At 69.7% G+C, this 22,138-nt stretch carries 12 protein-coding genes; 9 read left to right on the top strand and 3 right to left on the bottom strand.

The window, feature by feature from the left end; all coding sequences use genetic code 11:
- The first annotated feature begins 60 nt into the window (after positions 1–60).
- Positions 61–3,156, top strand: a complete 3,096-nt coding sequence (locus EWM63_RS23130) for a TonB-dependent receptor (RefSeq protein WP_229487460.1) — start codon at positions 61–63, stop codon at positions 3,154–3,156.
- Here the strand turns inward: EWM63_RS23130 and EWM63_RS23125 are convergent.
- On the bottom strand, positions 3,146–4,540 hold the full coding sequence (locus EWM63_RS23125; RefSeq protein WP_130188635.1) for an MATE family efflux transporter: 1,395 nt from the start codon (positions 4,538–4,540) through the stop codon (positions 3,146–3,148). The genes EWM63_RS23130 and EWM63_RS23125 overlap by 11 nt on opposite strands.
- 50 nt (positions 4,541–4,590) lie before the next feature.
- On the opposite strand from EWM63_RS23125, the gene EWM63_RS23120 reads away from it, so the two are divergent.
- Complete coding sequence (locus EWM63_RS23120) at positions 4,591–5,019, top strand: group III truncated hemoglobin (RefSeq protein ID WP_229487459.1); 429 nt, start codon at positions 4,591–4,593, stop codon at positions 5,017–5,019.
- 79 nt (positions 5,020–5,098) lie between these two features.
- On the top strand, positions 5,099–5,920 hold the full coding sequence (locus EWM63_RS23115) for a hypothetical protein (RefSeq protein WP_130188634.1): 822 nt from the start codon (positions 5,099–5,101) through the stop codon (positions 5,918–5,920).
- Between the two features lie 34 nt (positions 5,921–5,954).
- On the opposite strand, the gene udk is transcribed toward EWM63_RS23115, so the two are convergent.
- A complete protein-coding gene (gene udk / locus EWM63_RS23110) occupies positions 5,955–6,596 on the bottom strand; it encodes a uridine kinase (RefSeq protein WP_130188633.1) in 642 nt (213 codons plus the stop codon).
- Between the two features lie 202 nt (positions 6,597–6,798).
- On the opposite strand from udk, the gene EWM63_RS23105 reads away from it, so the two are divergent.
- From EWM63_RS23105 to EWM63_RS23080, 6 genes are all read left to right on the top strand, one after another.
- Positions 6,799–10,485 (top strand): DUF4132 domain-containing protein, encoded by a 3,687-nt coding sequence (locus tag EWM63_RS23105; RefSeq protein WP_130188632.1) that lies wholly within the window; start codon positions 6,799–6,801, stop codon positions 10,483–10,485.
- Positions 10,486–10,581: 96 nt separating this feature from the next.
- On the top strand, positions 10,582–14,295 hold the full coding sequence (locus tag EWM63_RS23100; RefSeq protein WP_130188631.1) for a DUF4132 domain-containing protein: 3,714 nt from the start codon (positions 10,582–10,584) through the stop codon (positions 14,293–14,295).
- 2 nt (positions 14,296–14,297) lie between these two features.
- Complete coding sequence (locus EWM63_RS23095; RefSeq protein WP_130190559.1) at positions 14,298–15,413, top strand: ATP-binding protein; 1,116 nt, start codon at positions 14,298–14,300, stop codon at positions 15,411–15,413.
- Entirely contained in the window at positions 15,410–17,872 is a 2,463-nt protein-coding gene (locus EWM63_RS23090) for a DUF5682 family protein (RefSeq protein ID WP_130188630.1), read from the top strand. Before EWM63_RS23095 ends, EWM63_RS23090 begins: the two co-directional genes overlap by 4 nt.
- 10 nt (positions 17,873–17,882) lie before the next feature.
- Positions 17,883–19,013, top strand: coding sequence for a VWA domain-containing protein (locus tag EWM63_RS23085; RefSeq protein WP_130188629.1), 1,131 nt, complete (start codon positions 17,883–17,885; stop codon positions 19,011–19,013).
- A complete protein-coding gene (locus EWM63_RS23080; protein ID WP_130188628.1) occupies positions 19,010–21,121 on the top strand; it encodes a YehQ C-terminal OB-fold domain-containing protein in 2,112 nt (703 codons plus the stop codon). Before EWM63_RS23085 ends, EWM63_RS23080 begins: the two co-directional genes overlap by 4 nt.
- A gap of 13 nt (positions 21,122–21,134) precedes the next feature.
- On the opposite strand, the gene EWM63_RS23075 is transcribed toward EWM63_RS23080, so the two are convergent.
- Positions 21,135–21,974, bottom strand: a complete 840-nt coding sequence (locus EWM63_RS23075; protein WP_165390897.1) for an alpha/beta hydrolase family protein — start codon at positions 21,972–21,974, stop codon at positions 21,135–21,137.
- Positions 21,975–22,138 lie beyond the last annotated feature (164 nt).

The raw sequence follows: 22,138 nt of genomic DNA, 5'->3' as shown, positions 1-22,138 counted from the left end.
ATATCGAGTACAAATCACCAGGCGCCGCGCGACAAAACAACAATCACACGGAGACGCGCCATGCACGAAGGGAAGCAAGCAGGGAAGCACACAGGGCTGGAAACCGGGCAGAAATCGGGGCGGCAACCGGGTCTGCCACCGACACGGCAGGCCGGGCGCCGGCTGAGGATGACCGCGATCGCCATGGGCGTGGCGCACATCGCCATGCTGTCCGGCGCCGCCTGGGCACAGGAAATGGCGCCGGGCCAGGATGCCGCCATCCCGGCCGTGGTGACGGTGACTGGCCAGCGCGCCGCACTGAATTCGGCACAAAAGATCAAGCAGGATGCCGACGAGATCGTCGATTCGATCGTGGCCGAGGATATCGGCAAGCTGCCGGACAAGTCGGTCACGGAGGTGCTGCAACGGGTGGTGGGCGTGACCATCGACCGCATGCTGGCCAAGGGCGACGACGAACACTTTTCCGTGGAAGGATCGGGCGTGTCGATCCGCGGCCTGAACTACGTGCGCTCCGAGCTGAACGGGCGCGACTCGTTTTCCGCCAACGGCGGGCGGGCTCTGAACTTCGAGGATGTGCCGCCCGAACTGATGGCCGGCGTCGATGTCTACAAAAGCCCGTCGGCCGAGCAGATCGAAGGCGCGGTGGGCGGGCTCGTCAATCTGCGCACGGCGATGCCGTTCGACTTCAAGGGCTTCAAGTTCGGCGCCTCGCTCGATACCACGTATTCCGAGCTGCGCAAGGAGCGCGACCGCCCCAGCGGCTCGATCCTCGTATCCCAACGGTGGAAGACGGGCTTCGGCGAGGTCGGCGCGCTGATCGACGTGGCCTCGTCCAACAGCAAGGTGCGCACGGATGCGTTCCAGGTCGACGCCTATTTCCCGCGCGACGACGTGCGCCCCGGCGGCCGGGTGTGGGTGCCGAAGGCGGCCCAGTGGCGCACGATGACCTACGACCGCGAACGCGATGGCCTGTACGGCGCGCTGCAATGGAAGCTGGACAACACGCTGAAAAGTTCGCTCACCTACTTCAAGTCGAAGTACAAGATCCACTGGGACGAGAACGCCGTGTTCGCATCGGCCGAACCGTACCGGGTCTTCCCCAGCGCCGATACCGTGTACGACGCCAATGGCGTGATGCTGACCGGCACGCTGGAAACGCCCCACTCCACCGGCATCAACTTCGGCAACGACACGCGCTCGGCCGACCGCGAGTCGTCCACCACCGACCTGGCATGGAATGTCGAATGGCGCCCCAGCCCGGCATGGACGGTGTCGACGGACCTGCAGCGCATCCGCGCCCGCACGGCCGCCTTCGATTCGCTCATCGCCACCGGCATCCTCGTGCCGAAGGAGCGGCTCGACCTCACCGGCAAGGTGCCGCGCATCACGTTCGACGATGCCGACCGCGCCTTCCTGCTGGACCCGAACAATTATTTCTGGGACTTCACGATGGAGCACCGCGATGCCAGCGTGGCCAACCAGACGGCCTGGCGCACGGATGCGAAGTACGCGTTCGACCATCCCGTCTTGCGCGACGTGCGCTTCGGCGTGCGCCTGAGCGACCGCGATTCGCTCAACACGAATTCGAACCCCAGCTACAACTGGGCGGCCGTGTCCGAACCGTGGATGCTCGGCTCGCAGATCGGCCAGCTGGCTTCGCTGGGCGACCCGCGCTTCGCCGGCGGCGCCTCGGTGCGCACCTTCCCGAACTATTTCAACGGCGATGCGCCCGCGCCGCCGTCGATGCTGTTCCCGGACGTGGCGCTGACCACCGGCTACCCCGGCAGCTACGCGAAACTGCACAGCTACCACGACCTGCTGTGCAAGGAATTCGGTTCCACCTGCACGCCGTGGAAGCCGGCCGCCTGGGGCACCGACCCGGCCGGCGTCAACCGCCAGGAAGAAAAGACCAAGGCCCTCTACACGCAGCTGCGCTTCGGGTGGGACGACCTGCGCTACCCGGTCGACGGCAATATCGGCGTGCGCTACGTGCGCACCAACATGAACGCGGCCGGCTACGTGACGTTCACGCCGCCGGCCAACCTGGTGCCGGAAGGCTACACGGTCGTGGGCCCGGCCGTGCCGCGCATTCCCGCGTATGCCGAAGCGCGCAACTACGAGCGCAGCTACGGCAACGTGCTGCCCAGCCTGAACCTGCGCATGAAGGTCAGCGACCAGCTGCAACTGCGCCTGGCATTCTCGAAAGGCATATCGCGGCCGGACTTTTCACAGTTGCAGGGCTACACGAGCCTGTCGCAGTCCATCACGGCCACGCCCGACGCGGCCAACCAGCGGCTCATCGTGTCGAGCAACAACCTGACCGGCACGGCATCCGGCAATCCCTACCTGAAGCCCGTCTCGTCGAAGCAGCTGGACCTGACGGCCGAGTACTACTGGTCGCAGGTGGGCTCGTTCACGGTGGCCCTGTTCAACAAGGATCTGAAAGACATCATCATCAAGCAGCTGTCGACGTTCACGGTGGCTGACAGCGCGGGCCAGCCGCAGGAATTCATCGTGGACTCGCCGGTCAATGGCGCCAAGGGCCGGGCGCGCGGCGTCGAGCTGGCGTATCAACAATATTTTGATATGTTGCCCGGCTGGCTGTCCGGCTTCGGCGTGCAGGCCAACTTCACGTATGTCGACAGCGAGAAGGACCTGTACAACCCCGTGTTCCAGCAATACTGCTCGGGCGGCGGCACGCAGGCGAACCTGAACATGGCCCTGAACGGCTGCGACACGGATGGCCGCACGTTCGGCAACCTGCCGCTGGAAGGCCTGTCGAAACGCGCCGCCAACCTGGCGTTCATGTACGACAAGGGGCCGTGGTCGGCACGGGTGGCATGGTCGTGGCGCTCGAAAAGCCTGCTGACGACCAGCGGCACGCGCGGCGGCGAAGCGCTCGACACCAACCCGGCCAGCCCCACCTATGGCCAGCGCAATCTGAACTGGAGCCTGCCCGTGTGGACCGACCAGTATGGCCAGGTCGACGCCTCGCTGTTCTATAAAATCAACGAGCACGTGACCTTCGGGGTGGAAGGCACGAACCTGACCGATTCGATCTTCCGGCAGGTGATGCAGCAGCACATCGGCATGAAGGGCCGGGCGTGGTTCTCGTCGGGGCCGCGCTACGCGGCCAAGCTGCGGGTCAACTTCTGACCCGGCCGCCCCGGGCCGCTTCGATCGGCCGCAGTTTGCGACGGGCCGCCCGGGCGTGCGGCACCCAGGCCTGCACGGCCCAGCGCCGCCACATGATCAGGCCGCGGATCCACTCGTCCGCGGCGAAGGCGATGTACAGGCCGGCCAGGCCGAAGCCGAAGTGGATGCCCAGCGCCCAGCTGCCGCCGGCCAGCACCAGCGCCATCGACGCGGCGCCGGCGACCACCGGAAAGCGCACGTCGCCGGTGGCGCGCAGCGCGTTGATGACCACCAGGTTGAACGTGCGGCCCAGTTCCACCAGCACGCCGATCCACAGCAGCTTGCTGCCTTCGGCGATGATGGCCGGGTCGTTCGTGAACGCGCCCAGCAGCCAGGGGCCGGCCAGCGCGACGGCGGCCGACACCACGCCGCTGATCACGAGCCCCCGCCCCAGCGCGCTGCGCACGAGCCGGTGCGCCTCGCCGAGTTCACCGGCGCCCACCATGTGGCCGACCATGATTTCCACGGCGAACGCCGTGGCCAGGCTGAACACGATCACCATGCTGCCGATCTGCTGCACGTAGGCGTGCGTGGCCAGCGCCGCGGCGCCCAGCGTGCCGGCTGCCGCCATCGCGACCATGAACGACAGCCGCCAGGCGATGTTCTCGGCCGCAGCGGGAATACCGATGTGCAGCACCTCGGCCAGTTCCGCGCGCGGCAGCCGCCACCAGTCCGGCCCGTGCGTGACGATGCCCAGGTGGCGGCGCCACAGCACCAGGTGCAGCACGAGGCCGAGCGCGCGGCTGAGGGTGAGCGCCAGCGCGAAGCCGGGCAGGCCGAGGGCCGGCACCGGCCCCCAGCCGTGCATCAGCGGCACCGCCAGCAGCAGGTGCGAGGCGTGCATCGCCACCAGCACCAGCAGGGTGTCGCGCGTGCGCAGGTGGGCGCGCATCACCGCCGCCATCGACGCGTTCCACGCATCGAACAGCAGCGCCGGCGCCAGCGCCATCAGGAACGGCACGGCCAGCGGGAACACGTCGGCCGGCGTCTGCAGCAGCTTCAGCAACAGGCCGGCGCCGAACAGCGCCACCAGTGCCGTGACCGCGCCGATCCACGTGCTGGCGCCGACGGAGGCCAGCGCCACCCGGTCGGCACGCTCGCGCTGCCCTGCTCCCAGGCCCTGCGTGATGACGACGCCGACCCCGGAACCGACGATGCGGAACAGCAGGAACAGGGTCACGGAAATGTTATGCGCGATCGCGAACGCGGCGCCGGCCGTGTCGGACAAATGCGACGCCAGCCATGTGCCGGCGATGCCGATGGCCACGGCAAGCACGAGTTCGACGAGCAGGGGCCACGCGAGCGTGAAGATGTGGGGGCGGGGGGTAGAGGCGGAAAGGGACATGGCGGCAGGCTGGGCAATCCGCCATTGTACGTGCTTGCGGCGGGACTACAATGCGGGTTTCCACCGATTTCGCCACCGATTCCACGACCGCCATGTACGCCGCCGCCGATCCCGCATCCCTCACCCGCCTGGTCCACGAATTCTATGCCGACGTGCGGCGCGACCCGCTGCTGGCCGCCGTGTTCGGCCCCCGCATCGGCGACGACTGGGATGCCCACCTCGACCGCATGGTGGCGTTCTGGAGCGACGTGATGCTGGGTATCAAGGGATTTCAGGGCAATGTCTACGGCAAGCACATGACACTGGAAGGCGTGACGCCCGCGCACTTCCAGCGCTGGCTGGACCTGTTCGACGCGACCGCGCGGCGCCTGTTCGAAGCGCCCGTGGCGGACGAACTGCCGGTCGTCGCAAAGCGCATTGCGGCCAGCCTGCAATATGGCTTCTTTGGCAAGGTCGAGGTGACGGGCCCGGCAGCCTGAACGGCTCGCATCAGGCGCCCGGTGTACGATTCCCCAAGGATGGGACCTCTGCGCGTCCTGCCGTCACGGGGAGATCGCCATGCAGCATATCTACAAGCCGGAAGAACACTGGGACCCTGAAATCGGCTTCCCGGCCGCCCTCGCCATCGGCGACTCCTGGTTCTGGTACCTGAACAACAGCATGCTGGGCACGCTCGTGCGCCACCCCGACCTTTCCGCCGACCACAGCAACGTGCAGCTGGTCGGCTACAACGGTGCCCGGCTGCGCAACTACGTGGGCGACGGCCGCTTCGCCGACACGGTCGCGCACTTCCTGCAGCCACCCTACGCGGAAACGTTCAGTGAGTTCTACATCAGCGGCGCCGGCAACGATGCCGTGGACGTGCGCCTCGCGCTGCATGCCGATTGCAGCGGCGCCCGCACCGCCGCCGACTGCGTCGACGACGTGGCGATGGACGCGCTGCTGGGCGACCTGGCCGCCGCGATGGGCCTGCTGGTGGCGGCCATCCGCACCGGCACGCAAGGCACCGTGCTGCCCCGCCCCATCTTCATCCACGGCTACGACTACCCGGTGCCGGACGGCCGCGGCTTCGGCTTCGGCCTGATCCGCTCCGGCCCATGGCTGGCGCCGGCGATGGACGCCTGCCGCGTGCCCGCCGACATGGCGCTGCGGCGCGACATCGCGCGGGCACTGATCGACCGCCTGAACGACGACGTGTTCGCCCCGCTGCACGACCCGGACGCACACGTGATCCACATCGACAGCCGGGGCATCCTGCGGCACGGCGGTGGCTACACGGACGACTGGGCCAACGAGATGCATCCGACCAACCGGGGCTTTGCCCGGCTGTTCGAGGCGGCGTGGCTGCCGGCGCTGCGGCGTTACGGGATCGCCCGCTGACCAGTCGCTGCCGGCTCGGGGCCGCCAGAAAAGATCAGGTCTGCTTCAGTTGCCCGATCACGCTCGCCACCTTGGTGGTGATGACGTCGACCGCCGGCACATTGGCGCCGTGCGGCAGGATGACGTCGGCGTTGCGCTTGGTCGGCTCGATGAACTGCTTGTGCATGGGGCGCACCGTTTCCAGGTACTGGTTGACGATGCTGTCGACCGAGCGCCCCCGTTCGGCGATGTCGCGCTGCATGCGGCGGATGAAGCGCACGTCGGAAGCGGTGTCGACGAAGATCTTCAGCGACATCATGTCGCGCAACGCTTCGTCATACAGGGCGAACAGGCCTTCGATCACGATCACGGGGGCCGGCTTGACCAGGATGGTCTCGCTGGAGCGGTTGTCGATCGTGAAGTCGTAGACCGGCATCTGGATCGCTTCGCCATTGCGCAAGGCCTGGACATGCTGCACGAGCAGCGGCCAGTCGAAGGCGTCCGGATGGTCGTAGTTCTGCCTGCGGCGCACGTCGGGGGCGACGTCGGACTGGTCGCGGTAGTAATCGTCCTGCATCACGACCGACACCGTCTCGGCGCCGAACGAGGCCAGCACCTGCTGGGATACCGTCGACTTGCCGCTGCCGCTGCCGCCGGCAACACCAATGACGAACGGTGAGTAAGTAATTTCGTTCATCCCGGCATGATACCGGAGCGGCGGCCGGACCGACAGCGCCCTGTTGCCGTGCCCCCCCCGGGATTGCCATCCCGGCAGCCATCGGAGCCCGTCGCGCGGCTTCCCGACTTGCAACCCGAAAGCGACATTGCCTTATTGCTAAGCTCTTGTCATTCGTGGCAGCATACGCAGCACTTTTATCCCCCCTCATCCACTCCCGATCATGCCGACCACCCAGCCTGGCACCACCGCCACCCCTGCCGCCGACACGAAAACACTGATCCACGCCAGCCTGGCCGGCCTTGATGCCATCGCCCCGTCACTGGGCACCCGTGCCGCCGCCTTCGTTGTCGACGGCGCCGGCGCCGGGGTGCTGGAAGAGCTGGCGATGGCGGGCGCACGTGGCGGCGAAGTGCTCGGCGAACCGGGCCGCCTGCGTGCACAGCCCGGGTCGGGCGCACCGGGCCTCGACGAGCTGGCCGCGCGCGACGCGCTGTACCGGGCCATCGACCCGGCGGCGCCGGACATTCCCGTGCTGGTCCGCCTCGGCAAGGTACTGGCGGCGGCCGATGGCGGCAGGACGCTGGAAAGAACGGGCGCCGCCATGCCGGACTGGCTGCATTACCTGCTGAACGATGCGCTGTGGGCCTCCTACGGGCGGTTCGGCCATTACGACGCGCCGCCGCCGCGCACGGCATGGACCGTGGACCTGGTGGCCGCCATCCTGCGCCACGAGGAGCTGCCCGGGACGATGGCGCTGCCCATCGTGTTCGAGCGCGGCGAACTGCGCGAGTACTATCACGCGGAAACCTACCGCCCGCTGCTCGCGCCGGGCGCGCTGGATGCCTTCCTGCTGGCCGACCCGGAGGGCGTGGCGGCCTGCGCGCGCAACTTGTCCAATGGCGGCAAGGTGCTGCTGGCAACGCGGCTCGGCACCGATGGTACCCTGGCCGAGGCGCTCGCGCCGCTGCTGGCGGAGCTGGCAGCCAGCGACACCAAGAGCGTGCGCACGACCGCGGCGCGCTTCGTCACCGACAGCCCCGCATTCGCCGCGGCGCTGGAAAACCTGCTGGCGAGCGGCCCGGCCGCCCGGTGCGGCAACGCGGCCGACCTGCTGGTGCGCATGCAGGGCGCCGCGGCGCTGCCGGCCCTGGAACGGGCACTGGCCGCGCAGCCGAACAAGACATTGCAGCAGGTGCTGAACGATGCGATCGGGCGCGTGCGGGCGGCCCCGGATGGCGAGGACGCCGCGCTGCCGGAAGCGCCGCCGCTGCCGCCGCTGTCCACCGCGCCGCTGCCGGCCGAAGCGCTCGAGATCGTGCTGGCCAACCATGCGGAGATGCTGGAACGGCTGCGCAGCAAGGCCGACGAGGAAGCACAGCGCCAGGCGGGTGGCGACCGAACGTCCGTGCGGGCACGCGAACGCTACGAAAGCCACCAGCAAGTCACGGCCGACGACCTGCGCCTGGCGCTGGCCACGCTGGACGGCGACGAAGCCGCACGCGCCACGGGCAAGCTGGCCGACAGCGCCATCGACGATATCCTGGGCTGGCAGGACCGGCTCGTCGCACTGCCCGGCTTCGGCATGCTGCACATCTTGCGCTGGGTCACGTGGCATCCCTATCGCTTCATTGCCGATTTCACGCACTACAAGTGCTTCCAGCAATGGCTCGATCGGCAGGCCCCCGAAAGCCTCGACCTGCGCCAGTTCGCGGCGGCGTGCAAGGTGACCGGCACCCAGCCGGTCGGTATCACCAGCCTGGCGCTGGGACCGCTGCTGCCGCCGCATCGCGTCTGGCCGTATTTCGCCGACAGTACCGGCCTGTTCGACCAGGCATTGGGCATGGCCTCGGGCAGCGGCGCGGCGTTCGGCGTGGAAAGTGCACTGGCCATCCTTGGCAAGTTTCCCCTGCCGCCGGCGCGGTGGGTGCCGCGCATGCTGGAGCTGGCGGTCGGCGATATCGCCAGTCACCGGACCGCCGCGCAGGCGGCGCTGGCCAGGCTGCCGAACCTGCCCGCCCGCGTCGCGGCCGCGCTGGCATCGAACCGGCAGGAAGTGCGCATCGAAGCGGCGGACTGGCTGGCGCGCCTGGGCGCGCGCGAGGCGATTCCTGCCCTGCGCGCCGTGCTGGCAAAGGAAACCCGCGAGGCGGCCAGCGCTTCCCTGCTGACCGCGCTGGAAACCCTGGGCGAGGACATCGCGCCGCTGCTGGCGCCGGACCGGCTGCTGGCGCAGGCGAAGAAGGCGCTGAAGGGCAAGGCGCCGGCGGGCCTGGCATGGTTCGACATGGCGCTGCTGCCCGCCTGCCGGTGGCAGGATGGCGGCCCGGTCCCCACGGACATCATCGCGTGGTGGGTCGGCCTGGCCTGCAAGCTGAAGGAGCCGGGCGGCAATGCGCTGTTCAGCCGCTACCTGGGCCTGCTGGACCGCGCCAGCCGCGCCAGGCTCGGCAGCCACGTGCTGCACCAGTTCGTGGCGCAGGACACGCGCAACGCTTCGCATGACGAAGCCGTGGCGTATGCCGAAGGCAAGGCCCCGCAGCTGTATGCCGAATACCAGGACGCGGCAAGGCGCCTGCCCGAGTGGTACGGGGAACAGGGCAAGCTCACCTACGAGGAGGTGTTCGAGCAGTGCAAGCGCGAGAAGCAGGCCGTCTACCTGGGCACGGCGATCAACGAAAAGGGCATCCTCGCGCTGGCCTCGGGCATGGCAGGCCACGACATGGTGACGGCGATCCGCCAGTACATGCGCGACCATTACCCGCGGCGCGCGCAGGTCGAGGCACTGCTGGAGGCGGCCGCCGCGTCCGACGAGCCGGCGGCGATCCAGTTCGTGCTGGCCACCGCGCGGCGCTACCGCACCCGCTCCGTGAAGGAAAAGGCGCGCCTGCTGGTCGACCGCATCGGCGCGCGCAACGGCTGGTCGGCGGACGAACTGGCCGACCGCACCGTGCCCACCGGCGGGCTCGATGAAACGGGCACGCTGACACTGCACTACGGCCACCGCGACTTCACCGTCACGCTGGACGCGGCCATGAAGACCGTGCTGCGCAATGCGGACGGCAAGGTCGTTGCCGCTCTGCCCGAGCCGCGCCAGGACGGCGATGCCGAAGCCATCGCCGAGGCAAAGCAGCAGCTCGCGCAGTGCAAGAAGGAAGTCAGGCAGGTCATCGAACTGCAGACCGCGCGGCTGTACGAGGCGATGTGCACCGGGCGCGCCTGGCCGCTGGCGGACTGGCGCGAATACGTCGAGCGGCATCCGCTGGTGGGGCGGCTGGCGCAGCGGCTCGTGTGGATGACGGAGGATGGCCTGTCGTTCCGGCCCGCCGGCGACGGCACGCTGGTCGACACGAACGACGACGAGGTGGCGCTCCAGGATGGGCGGGATGGCGCCACCGTGCGCCTGGCCCACGCCGCGCTGCTGCCGGCGGCGCAGGCCACGGCCTGGCTGAAGCACTTCAAGGACTACAAGCTGGTACCACTGTTTGGACAGATGACGCGCGTTCGGCCGGCGCTGGACCTGGAACGCAATCCCGCGCAGCTGGACATCGCCGACCGCCAGGGCTGGTTGAGCGACGCGTTCACGCTGCGCGGCGCATTCGCGAAACTGGGCTACCAGCGCAGCGACGACTACGAAGGCCACTTCTTCACCACGTACCACAAGGAATTCCCGGCCGCGGGCATCCGCGTGGCAATCGAGTTTTCCGGCAACGCGCTGCCCGAGGAAAACGTGCCGGCGGCCGTGAAGACGCTGGCGTTCCACGAGATCGCGCCGCGCGGGCGCCGCGCCAGCCAGTTGCCCCTGTCCGACGTGCCGCCCGTACTGCTGGCCGAGGCCTATGGCGACTATCACGCGGTGGCGGCATCGTCCACGTTCGACGCGCAGTGGCAGAAGAAGGTGCCGTGGTAGAAGCATTGCTTTTCTTGCTGATGAAAGCCCCTTGCAATCTTGCCAACAAGTCTCCTCCGTGGCAGCATGCTGGCACCCATCCTTTATTGATTGCCTATGCTGAAAGCATTACTGGGTGCCATCGGCGCCACCGTGCGCACCTTGCGCTCCGATGAATCGCTGATCAGGAGCGGAGTCGCCAGTCTCGACGCGCTCGACACTCCCCTTGGCGCCCGCGCGGCCGCGTTCATCGCCCATGGCACCGGCGTGGACGTGCTGGCCGACCTGCAGGCGGCGGCGCCGCGCGCCGGCACTTACCTCGGTTCGCCGGGCCGGCTGCACGCCGCCTATGGCGATTCCGAAAAAGGCAGTGCCGCCCTGAAGGCGCGCGGGACGCTGTACCAGAAGGTCGATGCGAACGAACCCGACATCCCGGTGTTGGTCCGCATGGGCAAGGTGCTGGCCGCCGCCGACAATGGCGCGTCCCTGCAGCGCACGGGCGCGGCCATGCCCGACTGGCTGCATTACCTGCTGAACGATGCGCTGTGGGCGACATGCGAGCGCAAGGACCGCAGCGCGCAGGGCGAGCCCCGCCCCGCCTGGTCCGTGCAGCTGCTGGCGGCGATCGTGGCGAGCGAGGAGCTGCCCGCGTCGCTCGCCCTCGCCATCGTGTTCGAGCGGGGGGAAGTCTACGAATACTTCCGGAAAGACGTGTACCGCCCGCTGCTCGAGCCGGTTACGCTCGACGGCTACCTGGCCGCGCATCCGGACGACGTGGCGGCCTGCGCCGCCATGCTCTCCGTCGTCGGCAAGACATTCCTGTGCCAGCGCCTCGGCACCAATCCCGCATTGGCGAAGGCATTCGCGCCGCTGCTGGTCGAAATGGCGGTCGGCGACAGCAAGACCGTACGTGCGGCCGCCGCCCGCTTCGTCACCGCGGACGAACCCTTCATGCGCGAGCTGGAACGCTTGCTGGCCGAAGGCACGGCCGCCCAGCGCACGAATGCCGCCGAACTGCTCGCCCGCATCCGCGGCGCCGATGCGTTGCCCGCGCTGCAAACGGCGCTGGCCGCCGAACGGGGCAAGGCCGTGCAGCAGGCGCTGCGCGACGCCATTGGCCGCGTAGGCGCAGCCGGCGATGCGGCCGGCACCGGCCTGCCGCCACCGCCACCGCTGTCCGAACTGGAAGAACGCACGGTGGGCGCGGATGCGCTCGACCTGCTGCTGGCGAACCACGAAGAGCTGCTGCGGACACTGCAACGCGACGCGGAAGAGGAAGCGCAGCGCAACGCCACGTCCCAGTATCGCTGGGACTATGCGCGCAAGAACTACAACGCGCAGCGGGCGCTGAAGCCGGAAGACTTCCGCCTCGCGCTGTCGGCCCTGAACGGCGACACGAGCGACCGGGCGAAGAAAAGCCTTGCCAACGGCACCGTGCGCTCGACACTGGAGCACGGCGGCCGCCTGGCGGCGCGTTCCGATTTCGGTATCCGCCAGGCGGTGCGCTGGTTCGCGGCGTCCGGCTGGCACCGCGCGCCATCTTGGAACGATGGCCGCGTGCAGCAACTGATCGGCGATCCGGAGCAGTTCGACCTGCGCCAGCTGGCCCGGTTGGCCCGCGAGGAAGGCCTGCGCGACGACGACGTGGCCATGGCTGGCCTGGAAGCCGGCTGGAGCCGCTGCGAGCCGCCGCAGGCGGTGCTGCCGCCACACCGCGTGTGGCCCTGGTTCGCCGAACACCCCGAATATATCGACGCCGGCCTGGGCATGGCGGCGGCGCCTGCCGGCACGCGCTTCCAGCCCGACCTGGGCCGCACGCTGGAAGTGCTGCGCACGTTCCCGGCGATTCCGCCGCGCTGGCTGCCGCGCCTGATGGAACTGGCGCTGGGCGAAGGCAAAACGCACCGGCTAGCCGCGCAGGAAGCGCTGGCGGCCGTACCCGACATCGGCCGCCAGGTCGGCGAGGCATTGGGTTCGAGCAAGCAGGAAGTGCGCATCGAGGCCGCGCAATGGCTGGCTCGCCTGGGCTGGCGCGAAGCGATTCCCGCGCTTCGCGCCGCACTGGCGAAGGAAAGCCGCGAATCGGCCAGTGCCGCCATGCTGTCCGCGCTGGAAACGCTGGGCGAGGATATCGCGCCGCTTCTGGCGCCGGAGCGCTTGCAGGCGCAGGCCGTCAAGGCATTGAACGGCAAGGCGCCGGCCGGCCTGGCCTGGCTCGACCTGTCGCTGCTGCCCGCGTGCCGCTGGCGCGATGGCAGCACGGTGCCGCCTGAAATCCTCAAGTGGTGGGTCATCGTGGCCTGCAAGCTGAAGGAGCCGGGTGGCAATCCGCTGTTCGACCGCTACCTGGGCTTGCTGGACGCGCCGAGCCGCGCGCAGCTCGGCAGCCACCTGCTGCTGCAGTTCATCGCCCAGGACACGCGCCGCCCTTCGCACGAGGAAGCGGCCGTGCTGGCGAACGCGCAGGCGCCGCAGCAATGGGCGCAGTACCAGGCCTGGGCGCAGCGCCATCCGCAATACTATGCCGAGGAAGCGAGCCTGACACTGGAGCAGGTGGCCGAACGGCTCACGCGCCTGAAGATGGCCGAGTACAGCGGTACGGCGATCGGCGAAAAAGGCATCCTCGCGCTGGCCTCCGGCATGCCGGGCCATGCGATGGTGGCGGCAATCACGCAGTACATGCGCGATCACTACCCGCGCCGTGCGCAGGTCGAGGCATTGATGGAAGCGGCCGCCGCCTCCGACGACGCGGCCGCGATCCAGTTCGTGCTGGCCATCGCGCGCCGCTACCGCACCGCATCCGTGCAGGAGAAGGCGCGGCTGCTGGTGGAGCGCGTCGCCGCCCGCAACGGCTGGACGCAGGACGAACTGGCCGACCGCACCATTCCGACCGGCGGGCTCGATGAAACGGGCACGCTGCTGCTCCGCTTCGGCCATACCCCGGGCAGCCGCGACTTCACGGTGACGCTCGATGCGGCCATGAAGGTGGTGCTGCGCAATGCAGAGGGCAAGACCATCGCCGCCCTCCCCGCACCGCGTCAGGACGAGGATGCCGAAGCCGCGCGCGAAGCCAAGCAGCAACTCACGCTGTGCAAGAAGGAAATCAAGCAGGTGATCGCGCTGCAGACGGCGCGCCTGTACGAAGCCATGTGCGCCGGCCGCGCGTGGCCGGCCGCCGAATGGCGCGAGTACCTGCAGGCACACCCGGTGGCCGGCCGCCTCGTGCAGCGGCTGGTGTGGCTGACCGGCGATGGCATCGCTTTCCGGCCCACCGAGGACGGCAGCCTGGTCGACACCGGCGACGACGACGTCACGCTGGCCGATGACGCCACGGTGCGGCTGGCCCATGCCTCGCTGGTCGACCCCGCGCAGGCCACGGCCTGGCAGGCGCACTTCAAGGACTACAAGCTGGCGCCGCTGTTCGCGCAGATGACGCGCACCCTGCCCGTACTCGACCCGGCGCAGGAGGAGATCGCCGACCGCCAGGGCTGGATAACCGACACGTTTACGCTGCGCGGCGCGGCCACGAAGCTGGGCTATCAGCGCGCAACTGCCGAGGATGGCGGCGTGTTCTACGCGTATCACAAGGATTTCCCCGCGATCGGCGTCCGCGCGGCGATCGAGTTCACGGGCAGCATGCTGCCGGAGGAAAACATCCCGGCCGCCATCAGGGCCCTGTGCCTGTATCCGCTGGCCGCGCGCCGCGCGCACCTGAAGCTGCCGCTGGGCGACATACCGCACGTGCTGCTGGCCGAAGCCTATGGCGATTACCACGCGATTGCCGGCATGGGCGCTTTCGACGAACAATGGGAAAAGAAGACACGGTGGTGACCATGCAGGAAAAACAGACCCGCGACGAACTGTCCGCCGACATCCTGCGCAGCAGCGCGGAACACCGCCATGCGCACGAACTGGCGCGGCTGCGCGAGACGGACACCGGTGCGCGGCCGGAAGGCTGGCACCTGTCGCCGCGCGCCGTGCGCCGCTTCATCCTCGGCGACGAGGCGCTCGGCATCACGCGCAAGTTCTACGGCGACGACCCGCTCGTCGAACGCGCGATCGTCACGCTGATGGGCCACCAGGGCCTGATGCTGGTGGGCGAACCGGGCACGGCGAAGTCGCTGCTGTCCGAGCTGCTGAGCGCGGCCATCAGCGGCGATTCCGCGCTGACGATCCAGGGCACGGCCGGCACCACGGAAGATCACATCAAGTATTCGTGGAACTATGCACTGCTGCTGGCCGAAGGGCCAAGCCGGCGCGCGCTCGTGCCGTCGCCGCTGTACCGGGCCATGGAAGCCGGCAAGCTGGTGCGGTTCGAGGAAATCACCCGCTGCCCGCCTGAAGTCCAGGACGTGATGATCTCGCTGATGTCGGAAAAGCAGGTCATGGTGCCCGAACTGGGCGACGACGCGCGCATGCATGCGCGGCGCGGCTTCAACGTGATCGCCACCGCCAACCTGCGCGACCGCGGCGTGCACGACATGTCGTCCGCCCTGAAACGGCGCTTCAACTTCGAGACCGTGCGCCCGATCGCCGACCATGCGTTCGAAGTGGAACTCGTGATGGGCCAGGTGCGGCGCGACCTGGAAGGCGCCGGCGTGCAGGTCGAGGTGGAGCGCGACGTGGTCGCGCTGCTGGTCACCACGTTCCAGGAACTGCGCGCCGGCCGCACGCGCGAAGGCACGGCGCTGAAGACGCCGGACGCCGTGATGTCGACGGCCGAAGCGGTCAACGTGGCCTACGCGGCGGCACTGGAAGCGCGCCATTTCGGCGACGGGCGCGTGACGCCGCGGGAACTGGCCAACCAGTTGCAGGGCGTGGTGCTGAAGGATAACGCGGACGACCTGCGCCGCGTGCAGCACTATTTCGACACGGTGGTGCACGAACGGGCCCGCCGCGACCGGCACTGGAAGATCTTCCGCGACGCCGGACGCGCATTGTGGCCGTGAGCCCCGGCGACCTGCCGGTTACGCTGCCGCCGGATGTGCAGGCCGGCGTGGCGCAACTGCACGGCGGCCACGGTGGACGCCTGTTCTTCGCCCCCGTGCGCCACCACAGCCCCGCCTGCGCGCTGGCGCTGCGCGAACTGGTGCGCGAAGTGCGCCCGGCCGCCGTGCTGGTCGAGGGGCCGGACGACTTCAATACGCTCATCCCGGCGCTGCTCGACAGCGCCACGCGCCCGCCCGTGGCGGTGCTGAGCCAGGCCCCGCGCACCGATGGCGGCAGCCGCTCGGCCTTTTTCCCGTTCTGCGACTACAGTCCCGAATGGGTGGCGCTGCGCGCCGGGCACGCGGCGGGCGCGCGCCTGGCCTTCATCGACCAGCCCTGGACCGCGCGTGCGGCGGACGACACCGACACCGGCGCGCACACGCTGATGGCCGAACGCCACCTGGCCCACAGCGCCTATCTGAAGGCGCTGGCCGCGCGCAGCGGCTGCCGCGACCAGGACGACCTGTGGGACCACCTGTTCGAGCTGCGCGGCCCCGCCGCCCTGCGCGACTGGCGTTCGCTGTTCGCCGACGTGTATGCGTATTGCGCGATGGCGCGGCACGACTACGAACCGCAGGTGCTGGAAGCGGAAGGCAGCCTGCCGCGCGAACGGCACATGGCCGCGCACATCCGCCGTCACCTGGACGAGACGGGCGGCGCGGTGGTGGTGGTCACGGGCGGCTTTCATACGCCCGGCCTGCAGGCGATGCTGGACGCGCCTCAGGAAGCCGGCGCGAAGCCGCGGCCACGGCCTGCCGGCGGCGGCAACTGGCTGATCCGCTACAGCTTCGACAATCTCGATGCGCTGAACGGCTATGCCGCCGGCATGCCCGCGCCGGGGTGGTACCAGCGCGTGTGGGACAGCGCCGTCACCGATCCGGCCGGCCCCGCCCTGCACGACGTGGCCGCCGCTTGCCTGGCGGAGCTGGCCCGCGAGACGCGCACGCTGGGGCTGGCCGAGCAGCTGTCCACGGCGGACGTGGGCGCTGCCGTGCTGCAGGCCAGCCGGCTGGCCGCGCTGCGCGGCCATGCCGGACCGGGCCGGGAAGACGTGCTCGATGCGATCCGCTCCTGCTTCGTCAAGGGCGCATTGGGCGATGGCACCGCCGGCATGGGCGACGACGTGCGCCGCCTGCTGTGCGGCCATGCGCTGGGCGATGTGCCGGCCGCCATCGGCGCGCCGCCGCTGGTGGAAGACGCGCGGCGCCTGGCAGGGCGCATGGGCGTGCGGCTGGACGACAGCGCGGCCCGCGCCGTGCGGCTCGACCTGTACCGCAACGAGGCGCACCGCGAGCGCAGCCGCTTCCTGCACCTGGCCGACTGGCTGGGGCTCGAGCTGGGGCAATGGCGCGGCGGGCCGGACTTCCTGGCCGGCACCCGGCTGGAGCTGCTGATCGAGGAATGGCAGGTGGCGTGGACGCCGCTCGTCGAGGCGCGCCTGATCGCCCTGTCCGCCGAGGGCGCCACGCTGCACGACGTGGCGATGGCGCGGCTGCGGCGCGACGAGGCGGCGCTGGCCGCCTGCGGCATGGCCCGCTCGGCCCGCGCGGCCGCCGCCCTGCTGACGCGCGGCTGCCTGGTCGGCCTGCACGAGCGCCTGCCCGAGTTACTCGCGATGGTCGCGGCGCGGGTGGACGACGATGGCGACCCGGCTTCCGTGATCGCCGGCTGCCACCAGCTCCTCACGCTGTGGCGGGCGCGCGAGCCGCTGGGCGTGCGCGACGATCCGGCGCTGCACGCGCTGCTGCTGCACGCATGGGATGCGGCGCTGTACCTGGTGCCGCGGCTGGCCGACACGGCGGCCGACGGCGAGGATGCCACGATCGGCAGCCTGCTGTCGCTGCGCGCGTTCCGCCACGCGCTGGCGCAGGGATTGGTCGCGGCGGACGACACGCCGGATCGCTGGCGCCGTGCGCTCGAAGCGCTGGTGGAGGCGCCGCGCGCGGCACCGGGCATTGCCAGCGCCGCCGGCGTGCTGCTGTTCCTCGATGGCGCATGGAGCGAGGAACGGCTGTGCGCCAGCCTGGTGGCGAGCCTGGGACCGGGCGCAGAACGCGACGATGCGGCGCGCGCCCTGCTCGGCCTGCTGGCGGCGGGACCGGAACTGCTGCTGACGCAACCCGCGCTGCGACAGGCCGTCGATGCGATCATGGCCAGCTGGGACGAGGAAGCGTTCCTGCGCCACTTGCCGGACCTGCGCCACGCCTTCACGCGCCTGAAACCGGCGGAAACGGCGCAGCTGGCGGCGGCGCTGGCCCTGGCGGACGACGCGGGCCTGGGGTGGGAACACGATGCAACGGAAGCGGACATGCTGGCTGGCACGGTGCTGCACGCCGGCCTGGTGGCGGCCCTTGCCCGCGATGGCCTGCATGCCTGGACGGGCGACATGCCGAACGACGCAAGGAAGGAAGCGCGATGAAGGAAGTCCGATGAACGGCGCCGATACGCTGCGCCGCTGGCGCCTGGCGCTCGGCCGCTATGCCCGGCCCGATGGCGGGCAGGAGCTGGCCGGCGCCGACCGGCAGGTCGACGAGGCGCTCGATTACCTGTACGGCCGCGCCTACGACCGGCAAGGCATCCTGCGCGGCAAGGGTGGCGCCTCCGGCGGCAGCCTCGATGGCAGCCAGCTCACGGCGCTCGACTGGCTGCGACGCACGCGCGAGCTGTTCCCGCAGGACGTGTGCGAGCGGCTGCAGCGCCATGCGCTGGACAAGTTTGGCCTGAACGAGATCCTGCACGATCCGGCCACGCTGCGCGCGCTGGAGCCCGACGAGAACCTGGCGCGGGCGCTGCTGGGCATGCGCGGCCGCCTGGGGGCGGACATGCAGGACGCCGTGCGCGATGTGATCGGCAAGGTGGTCGAGGACATCACACGGCGCCTGCGCCACGAATTCGTCAACGCGCTGTCGGGCCGCCGCAACCGCTTCCGCCGGTCGATGGTGCCGAGCGCGCAGAACTTCGACTGGCGCGCCACGATCGCGGCCAACCTGCGCCACTACGACACGGCCAGCCGCCGCCTCGTGATCGAGCGGCCATATTTCAACAGCCGCGTGAAGCGCCAGCTGCCGTGGGACGTGATCCTGTGCGTGGACCAGAGCGGCTCGATGGTCGATTCGGTACTGTACAGCGCCATCGTGGCCAGCATCCTCGTGTCGCTGCCTTCCGTGAACATCCGGCTGGTGGTGTTCGACACGAACGTGGTGGACCTGACACGCATGGCCGCCGATCCGGTGCAGGTGCTGCTGACGGTGCAGCTGGGCGGCGGCACGGACGTGGGCCGCGCCATGCGCTATTGCGAGCAGCTGGTGACGACGCCGCAGCGCACCATCATCGCGCTGGTCAGCGATTTCGAGGAAGGCGCCCCGCCCGGCCCGCTGCTGGCCTGCGTGCAGCGGCTGGCCCAGTCGCGCGTGCGCCTGCTCGGCCTGGCGGCGCTGGACGAACGCGCGCAGCCCGTCTACGACCGCGACATGGGCCAGCGGCTGGCGGCGCGCGGCATGGAGATCGCCGCGCTCACGCCATCGCGCTTCGCCGGCTGGCTGGCCGAGGTGATCGGGTGAGCCCGCCCTGGGCGGCGCTGTGCCGCAACTTCGACGACGACGCGCTGGCCACCCTCGCCAGCACCGGCCTGCTGCGTCGCGCCGCCAAGGACGTGGAAGCGGGCAAGGTGGCGTGGGATGCGCCGCCCTCCCCGGCCGGCGGCACGTTCCGCGTGGATGGCCAACTGGTTGCCATCGGAGAGAAAGGCCCGGCCGGCGCGGCATGCGATTGCCCTGCTCCAGGGATCTGCAAGCACGTGGTGGCCGCCGTGCTGTGGCTGCGCGACCAGGACGTCGTTCCCGGCGGCGGTGACGGTGAAGATAATACGGCGCACGACGGCCCGGGCGACGTGGTGGAAGCCGGGCAGCGCATGGCGGCGCCGGACGTGCTGGCCGAGGTGCTGGCGCTGGATCGCGCGGCCGTGCTGAAGGCGGCGGGGCGCGCCGCCGTGCGCAAGGCCGCGGCGCTGTTTCCCCGCGCCGGCCCGCCCGCCTGCGAAGCCAGCGGCGGCACGTTGCGGATCACCCTGCCCGAGCTGGACTTCGAATGCCGCTACATCGGCGCCGGCGGGCTGGCCGGCATGGTGTCCGAAGGTGTGGCATCGTCACGCAAGGCGCTGCACCTGCTGGCGCTGGCTGCTGTCTGGCAGCAGCATGGCCATGCTGCGCCGTGGCCCGCGGAGGCCATGCCTGCCGCTCCGGCAACGGGGCCGACTGCGGCCGAGCGGGAATTCCTGGCACATGCGGATGGATCGATCCTGGAAGCATGCGGCATCGGCTGGTCGCACCTGCCCGACATCCTGCCGGCGCAATTGCGGGCACTCGGCACGTCGGCCCGCATCGAGGCATTTCCCCGGCTGGCGGGCATGCTGCGCGAACTGGCCGGCACCGCAGCGCTGCTGCAGCGGCGCGACCCGCATGCGGACGAACGCGAGGCGATCGGCCTGGCGGCCCGCATCCACGCGCTGTGCACGGCCCTTGACGGTGCGACAGGCGAAATACCCGCGCGCCTGCGCGGCAGCGAGCGGCGCACGTTCAGCGACGGCGCCACGCTGGAATTGCTGGCCCTTGGCGCCCACTGGTGGGAGCGGCGCGGCGGTGCGCGCGGGCTGGCGGTGCCGTTCTGGGATCCGGAAGGGCGCACCGTCGTGCAGGCGGTGCTGGCACGCCGCGACGGCGCCGACCGCACGTTCAATGCGGCGTCAAGCTGGTCGATCGGGCAGCTGTGGCAAGGCGTGACATGCGAGCGCGCATTGGCCGCCGGCGCCTGGTCCCTGCGGGATGCGCGCCTGTCGCCCGATGGCCGGATCGGCATCGGCGGCGCGACCCGTGCCGCAGCGCTGCCGCCGTGGGCCGAGGACGATCCGCGCTGGCAGGCGGCCGGCTTCGACGACTGGGCGGAACTGGGCGCTGCGCTGCGTACCGGTGCAGGCCTGGAAAGCGGCCCGTCGTACGTGCTGCTGCGCCCTGCCAGTCACGAAACGCCGCAGTTGCACGAGGCGCGGCAGGTGCTGGCGTGGCCGTTGCGCGACCGGCACGACAACCAGCTCGTGCTGCAGGTGCCGTGCGACACGGCGCGCCGGGTGCGCATCGAGAACCTGGATGCATGGACGGCGGCCGGCAGTACCGACAATATCGCTGGCACGGTCGTCGGCGTCGTCGCGGCCGTGGAGCGGGAGGCCGGCGCCGGGTGGCTGGAGCCGGTGTCGCTGGTGTTCTCCCGGAACGGGCGCCTGCGCGCCATCGCGCTCGACTTCGATACGCCACCCCGCGCAGCGCAGCCCAATCCCGGGTTCCTCGCCAGGCTCGCGCGCCTGCTGCGGCCTCTCGCAAGCCTTGAACCCGCGGCGACCGCGGACCCCATCCCTGCCGCCCGCGCATCGGCCCACGCGCAGCGGATCGGCGCAGTGCTCGCGGTACTCGAACACCATTGCATGACCGGCCGGCATGCGCCCACCGCGCGCGAGCGCCAGCAGGTCGATGCGGCCCGCCGCTTCTGGCTGGCGACAGGGCTCGACGTGCTCGTGCGCGCGACCGACACATGGCTTGCCGCACCGGGCGCCGCCAACGCGCTGATGCTCGTGCACCTGTGCCGCACCGCGCTGGAACTGGACAGCCGCTTCGGCTAGCCAGATGTTCGGATCAGTCGAACGCGGCCGGATCGTTCCTGAACCACTTCGCCAGCCCAGCAATGAAATCGTGCACGTGCCGCTTGTCGCCGCGCTGCAGGCCGTGGCTGGCGCCTTCGTACTCGATGAATTTGAACCGCTTGTCCGGATGGCGGGCGAAGAATGCCTTCAACAGCCTGCCGGACTCGATCGGCTCGCTCTCATCTTTCTCACCCATCGCCACCACTACGGGGACGTCGAGCTTTGCGAAGTATGGCAGCGGATCGTGGAACAGATGGGAACTCCAGTAGGCGTAAGGGTGGCCGAAGAACGACTTGTCCAGCGAGCCGGGATCAGCGGCGATCTCGGCAAACTGCTTTTCCAGCAACGCCCGCGAAGAGGGATTCGCATAGGGCGCAACGCCACGGTCCGCAAACACGAGGAAGCCGTCGGCCTGGCGCATGCCGCCGATGCCTCCCAGCGCAAGCCATCCCACCTTCGGACTGTCGGCAGCGACGATCGGCGCCACGTGCCCGCCTTCGGAAAAGCCGACCAGCGCCAGCGTTCGCGGCGCGAGACCGGCCAGCGCAGGGTGCGCCTCGAGGAATTCCCGCGTATCGCGCACCCGGCGCTGCAGGTTGTCGGCGCGTTCATATTCACGCGAACAAGTGCCGGGCTGGCCAGTCGCCGCCTTCCCGACATGGGGCTTCTCGAGGTGGTAGACATCGAGCGGTGCCGGAAATTTTTCAAAGAAGTACGGCAGGCGGGAACCGAATTCCGCGCACCCCGATCCGCTGACGACCACGATGACAGGCGAGGCACCTTTTGCCTTGCCGGCTTTCGCTCCGGTGTCGTAAAGCCGGAAGTACCGCATGGGTTCGCCGCCGATCGATATCGCATGCTCCTCAAGCACACGTTCGGCATGGGCTGGCGAAGTCAGGACAACGGCTGTTGCGAAGGCCAGGAAGCTGTTCCGTGCAGCGGCTCGAATAAATTTCAATGTCATGTTCCCCCACTTCATCAAGAATTTAAACGGGT

Source organism: Pseudoduganella lutea (assembly GCF_004209755.1).
GTDB classification, from domain to species: Bacteria; Pseudomonadota; Gammaproteobacteria; order Burkholderiales; family Burkholderiaceae_D; genus Rugamonas; species Rugamonas lutea.
The sequence above is the reverse complement of the archived record's forward strand: the minus strand, read 5'-3'. Positions and strand labels throughout refer to the sequence as shown.

Bases quoted from the DNA above. Each gene is read 5' to 3' on its own strand.
- udk (WP_130188633.1), bottom strand. From the start codon at position 6,596: ATGAACGAAATTACTTACTCACCGTTCGTCATTGGTGTTGCCGGCGGC.
- EWM63_RS23115 (WP_130188634.1), top strand. From the start codon at position 5,099: ATGCAGCATATCTACAAGCCGGAAGAACACTGGGACCCTGAAATCGGC.
- EWM63_RS23130 (WP_229487460.1), top strand. From the start codon at position 61: ATGCACGAAGGGAAGCAAGCAGGGAAGCACACAGGGCTGGAAACCGGG.
- EWM63_RS23100 (WP_130188631.1), top strand. From the start codon at position 10,582: ATGCTGAAAGCATTACTGGGTGCCATCGGCGCCACCGTGCGCACCTTG.
- EWM63_RS23105 (WP_130188632.1), top strand. From the start codon at position 6,799: ATGCCGACCACCCAGCCTGGCACCACCGCCACCCCTGCCGCCGACACG.
- EWM63_RS23085 (WP_130188629.1), top strand. From the start codon at position 17,883: ATGAACGGCGCCGATACGCTGCGCCGCTGGCGCCTGGCGCTCGGCCGC.
- EWM63_RS23120 (WP_229487459.1), top strand. From the start codon at position 4,591: ATGCGGGTTTCCACCGATTTCGCCACCGATTCCACGACCGCCATGTAC.
- EWM63_RS23075 (WP_165390897.1), bottom strand. From the start codon at position 21,974: ATGCGGTACTTCCGGCTTTACGACACCGGAGCGAAAGCCGGCAAGGCA.
- EWM63_RS23125 (WP_130188635.1), bottom strand. From the start codon at position 4,540: ATGTCCCTTTCCGCCTCTACCCCCCGCCCCCACATCTTCACGCTCGCG.
- EWM63_RS23095 (WP_130190559.1), top strand. From the start codon at position 14,298: ATGCAGGAAAAACAGACCCGCGACGAACTGTCCGCCGACATCCTGCGC.